Source organism: Polaromonas sp. P3_C2 (assembly GCF_056402675.1).
The window spans coordinates 1-5,428 of sequence record NZ_JBFUGX010000277.1 but is presented as its reverse complement, the minus strand read 5'-3'; the positions used below and the strand labels follow the sequence as shown (position 1 = coordinate 5,428).

At 61.6% G+C, this 5,428-nt stretch carries 3 protein-coding genes and 1 pseudogene; 2 read left to right on the top strand and 2 right to left on the bottom strand.

Going from position 1 to position 5,428, the window contains the following annotated elements; genetic code table 11:
• Nucleotides 1-325 (top strand): annotated as a pseudogene (locus AC1DWI_RS12810) (alpha/beta hydrolase); the annotation flags it as partial.
• 192 nt (nucleotides 326-517) lie between these two features.
• Here AC1DWI_RS12810 and ppa read toward each other — a convergent pair.
• Nucleotides 518-1,057 carry an inorganic diphosphatase gene (gene ppa, locus AC1DWI_RS12805; RefSeq protein ID WP_457278617.1) on the bottom strand — a complete coding sequence of 180 codons (540 nt, stop codon included), beginning with the start codon at nucleotides 1,055-1,057 and terminating at the stop codon, nucleotides 518-520.
• Between the two features lie 308 nt (nucleotides 1,058-1,365).
• On the opposite strand from ppa, the gene AC1DWI_RS12800 reads away from it, so the two are divergent.
• Nucleotides 1,366-3,588, top strand: a complete 2,223-nt coding sequence (locus AC1DWI_RS12800; protein ID WP_477670857.1) for a sodium-translocating pyrophosphatase — start codon at nucleotides 1,366-1,368, stop codon at nucleotides 3,586-3,588.
• Between the two features lie 91 nt (nucleotides 3,589-3,679).
• On the opposite strand, the gene AC1DWI_RS12795 is transcribed toward AC1DWI_RS12800, so the two are convergent.
• A partial coding sequence (locus AC1DWI_RS12795) for an AAA family ATPase (protein ID WP_477724957.1) occupies nucleotides 3,680-5,428 on the bottom strand: 1,749 nt, incomplete at its 5' end.

Below are 5,428 nucleotides of genomic sequence, written 5' to 3'. Positions count from 1 at the left end.
ACTCACCAGCGGCCGCAACGTCGAGCGCGAATCCGAAAGCTACGATCTGCCGGCCGCCCCGCCTGTGCCGACCACCAGCATTTATTCGCGCAGCGATGGCGTGGTGGCCTGGCAAGCCAGCATCCAGGCGCCCAGCGCCGCCCATCCGCAAACCGAAAACATCGAAGTGCTGGCCAGCCATATCGGCATGGGCGTGAACCCCAGCGCCTGGTGGGCCGTGGCCGACCGGCTGGCGCAGGCCGAAGGCCAGTGGAAGCCGTTTTCGCGCGGAGATAAAGGCAAGCTGCACGGCCTGGTGTTCCCGGACCCTGCGCGAAAAGCGTAACGCTTCAATGTAGCGCCGGGCGGCGGTGCACACCATTCCACCCAGGCATAAAAAAAGCGCCTGCAGACCACGCTGCAGGCGCTTTTTTAAGTTTCCCTCAATGCCTTTGCTATATTTTTTATAGCTGCTTGCGCACGGCCTGAGCCACCTTCAGCACAAAAACGCTTACGTTTTCGTGCCAGAGGCCAGGTTTCAGGCCTTGCCGGCCTTTGCATAGTTGGCAATGCCGTCCGTGATTTCTTTTTTGGCCGCATCCGGGCCTTCCCAGCCCAGCACCTTGACCCATTTGCCTTCTTCCAGGTCCTTGTAGTGCTCAAAGAAATGCGCAATGGTCTTCAGGCGCAGCGGATTCATGTCTTCAGGTTTTTGCCACTGGGTGTAAAGCGAGCATTTCTTGTCGATGGGCACCGCCAGCACCTTGCCGTCTTCACCGGCTTCGTCCGTCATTTTCAGGATGCCGATGGCGCGGCAGGTCACCACCACGCCGGGAATCAGGGGCACCGGGGTGATCACCAGCACGTCGACCGGGTCGCCGTCGCCGCTGATGGTCTTGGGCACATAACCGTAGTTGGTCGGGTAGTGCATGGAAGTGCTCATGAAGCGGTCCACAAAAATCGCGCCGGACTCCTTGTCCACCTCGTATTTCACCGGGTCGGCATTCATCGGGATCTCGATGATGACGTTGAAGGATTCGGGAACGTTTTTGCCGGGGGAAACTTTATCGAGGGACATGGTCGCTTGAGTTCTTTATGGAAGGAAGAAGAAAGAAAGGGAAGGAAGGGCGAAAAGAAGATTCTTAAAACACATGGGCTACCTGCGCAGCCGCGGCACAGGCCAACTGCTCGGTATTTACCCTCATTTTACTGATTCACACCTTACGGTTCTTAAAGTTGTCATGTTTTCACTGTAAATTGCGCGAGTTGGCCAATCGTCTTGTCTCTACGTAGACCAAGCAACGAGGAAGCAACGCAGCGGGGGTCAAGACACCATTTGCTAGCGTTGAAACCCCCTCCAAGCGAAAAACAACGTAGGAGATTTCTATGACAGGCAACTCAGCGCTTATTCTTGCGCTCGTCTGCGGGCTGGTCGCCGTGGGTTACGGCATCTGGGCTCGCAGCTGGATTCTTTCCCAGGATGCAGGCAATGCGCGCATGCAGGAAATTGCAGCCGCCATCCAGACCGGCGCCGCCGCCTACCTGGCACGGCAATACAAAACCATCGCCATGGTGGGCGTCGTCCTCACGGTACTGATCGGCTTTTTCCTTGACGGAAAAACCGCCATCGGCTTCGTCGTTGGCGCCGTGCTGTCAGGCGCTTGCGGCTTTATCGGCATGAACGTGTCGGTTCGCGCCAATGTGCGCACCGCCCAAGCCGCCACCAAAGGCATTGGCCCCGCGCTTGACGTTGCCTTTCGCGGCGGCGCCATCACCGGCATGCTGGTCGTGGGCCTGGGCCTCCTGGGCGTGACCGGCTTTTACTGGTTTCTGGTGGGCAATGGCAACTACACACCCGACCTCAAGCTGGCCAACCTGCTCAACCCGCTGATTGGTTTTGCCTTCGGCTCGTCGCTGATTTCCATCTTCGCCCGGCTGGGCGGCGGCATTTTCACCAAGGGCGCCGACGTCGGTGCCGACCTGGTGGGCAAGGTCGAAGCAGGTATTCCCGAAGACGACCCGCGCAACCCGGCCGTGATTGCCGACAACGTCGGCGACAACGTGGGCGATTGTGCCGGCATGGCCGCCGACCTGTTTGAAACCTACGCGGTCACGCTGATCGCCACCATGGTGCTGGGCGCCCTGCTGCTCTCGGGCGCAGGCGCCACTGCGGCGGTTTACCCGCTGGCACTGGGCGGCGTGTCCATCATCGCCTCCATCATCGGCTGCTTTTTCGTCAAGGCCTCGCCCGGCATGAAGAACGTGATGCCGGCCCTCTACAAGGGCCTGGCAATTGCCGGCGTACTGTCGCTTATCGCGTTTTATTTCGTCACGATGTGGCTGATGCCCGACAACGCCGTCACGGCAAGCGGCACGCAGATACGCCTCTTCGGCGCCTGCGCGGTCGGCCTGATCCTGACCGGCGCGCTGTGCTGGGTCACCGAGTACTACACCGGCACGCAGTACAAGCCGGTGCAGCACATTGCACAGGCATCGACTACCGGCCACGGCACCAACATCATTGCCGGCCTGGGTGTCTCCATGCGCTCCACCGCATGGCCGGTGATTTTTGTCTGTATCGCCATCCTGACGGCCTACTCGCTGGCGGGCCTGTACGGCATCGCGATCGCCGCCACTTCCATGCTGAGCATGGCGGGCATCGTGGTTGCGCTGGACGCCTACGGCCCCATCACCGACAACGCCGGCGGCATTGCCGAAATGGCCGAACTGCCCAGCAGCGTGCGTGACATCACCGACCCGCTGGACGCGGTGGGCAACACCACCAAGGCCGTGACCAAGGGCTACGCCATCGGCTCCGCCGGCCTGGCCGCGCTGGTGCTGTTTGCCGACTACACCCACAAGCTCGAAGCCTACGGCAACGTGATCAGCTTCGACTTGAGCAATCCCAAGGTCATCGTCGGCCTCTTCATCGGCGGCCTGATTCCCTACCTGTTCGGCGCGATGGCGATGGAAGCCGTGGGCCGCGCTGCCGGCGCCGTGGTGGTTGAAGTGCGCCGCCAGTTCCGCGACATCAAGGGCATCATGGACGGCACGGGCAAGCCCGAGTACGACACCGCTGTCGACATGCTGACCACAGCTGCCATCAAGGAAATGATGATCCCCTCGCTGCTGCCCGTGGTCGTGCCCATCGTGGTCGGCCTGGCGCTCGGCCCCCAGGCACTGGGCGGCCTGCTGATGGGCACCATCGTCACCGGCCTCTTCGTTGCCATCTCGATGTGCACCGGCGGCGGCGCTTGGGACAACGCCAAGAAGTACATTGAAGACGGCCACCACGGCGGCAAGGGTTCCGAGGCACACAAGGCCGCCGTGACCGGCGACACCGTGGGCGACCCCTACAAGGACACAGCCGGCCCGGCCGTGAACCCGCTGATCAAGATCATCAACATCGTGGCGCTGCTGATCGTGCCCCTGGTGATGAAGTTCCACGGCGGTGAAGCCGCAGCGGCCCCGGTGGCACCCATGGCCGCGCCTGCTGCCATGAGTGCACCGGCCGCCACACCGACTGCACCCGCCATGCCGGCGCCCGCGCCCACGCAGGCGCCCAATGCCGCAGCAACGCCAACGCCAGCCGCACCGGCCTCACGCTAGACCGCTCCGGCCCATGCAAAAAGCTCTGCGTTGCAGGGCTTTTTCTTTGGGCGTCCTGTGAGGACGAAGCTGCAAAAAAAGGTTCGTTGACTCAGGCTGGCATCCACCGGCTGGAACCCGGCCCAGGCAGCGCCAGATCCGGTGCGGCAGTCAGGCTTTCAAAGTACCTGATTTCGCGGAGTGCTTCGCTCAATGTCATCTCGCCTGCATTCATCAGACAGCCGGTCAGATACTCCGTCAGGGCGGTGTACTGGGCCAGCGTGGCCTTCGTCTCACTGTAAAGCCGCTCGCTCTGGGCTTCCATGATGCTGCGGGTTTCCTCGTCCGGCGGTGCCGTGCCGCCGTCCTTGAGCAGCGCGGCGTAATTCAGCCGGGTCTTGCGGTACATGCCCATTTCAGCCACCGCATGGTGCAGCAGCCGCGTGACACGGGTGATGTCATTGTGGGCGCCGCCCGTGGTTCCGTCTTCGCCGAAGAAGATCTCCTCGTTCGCCATGCCGCCCAGCAGCACCCGCACCTCATGCTCCATGTCACCCTTGGTCTGCAGCAGGTTGCTGTCCTGCTTGTGCAGTACAAAGCCGAGGGCATTGTTGCGGGGGTTGGCCTTCAATGAAATTTTGATGGTGGTCATGTCGGCCAGCAGCGTGTTCCAGTTGTCGCCGGTCAGCTTGCGCCGATGCTGGAAATCCATCAGGAAGTGGCCCCACTCATGTAYGGCGATGATGCGCCGGTCACGCTCGCGCTCCTTGGTGGTGTTGTCGTTGACATTGCCCACCAGCACACGCTCGGCGGCCTGCATCAGGGTGTGCGCGCCTATCATCTGGCCCGCCTGCACCGCGATGATGCCGGCCTGGTTGACCATGGTTTCGAGGTCTGCCGGGCTGCAGCCTTCCGTCAGTTCGACAAAATGGCGCAGGTCCATGTCGGGCAGCACCTTGTCGGCACGTTGGCGCAGGTAGTGGCCGGTGATGGCCAGGCGCTCCTGCTGGTTGGGCATGCGGAAGTCGACCTTCATCTGGAAGCGGCGCAGCATGGCCTCATCCATCTGCAGGTTGGCCGAATTGAAGTTGGACGCCACGATCCAGATGATTTCAGTATCCGATTTGGTCCGCACACCGTCCAGGATGGCCAGCAACATGTTCTGCGTGTCATCGTCATATTTGCGGTTGCCGCCGCGCCGCATGAAAAGGTCCTGCGCTTCATCAAGAAAGACGATGCAGCGTTTACGCCGCTTGGCCAGCGCAAGAATGCGCGACAAGGTGTTCGAGCCGCCGGCCACATAGCCGGTCTCGAGGTTGGCGGCTGAATGGAAAAGAATTGGCAGGTTCAGCTCTTTGGCGAGGTAGCTGGCCAGCTTGGTCTTGCCTGTACCCGCGGGGCCGCTGAACATCACGTTGAAAGGCTTGTTCACGCCATAAGCGGCGTATTCGAGGCGGCGTTCGTACTGGTCGCGGATTTGCGCAACCTCGGCCTTGATATCGTCCATGCCGACCAGGTCCTCCATGTCACCGCTGATTTGCGCCGGCGAAATGAACTTGAGKGATTTGCGCTGCCCGCCCGTCTGGTACCAGAGGAAGGCGATGAGCCCCAGCGTCAAGGTCGCTGATACCAGCGCGCTGGCGCCGCCTTTCCAGGCGTCCTGTTCGGATTGCGGGCGGGCGTCACCGAAACGCTGTTCAAGGCGCGCCAGCATGTCCTTGCTCGCGTCATCAAGCGCGCCCCGGGGCACGAAGGTGAGCTTGCCACCCCACGGTGCCGTGACGGCCTTGTCGGCCAATATCTTGGTTTCCATGTCCGAGGGGTAATAGGCGTACTGCCTGCCCTCCGATTCAATCAGCAC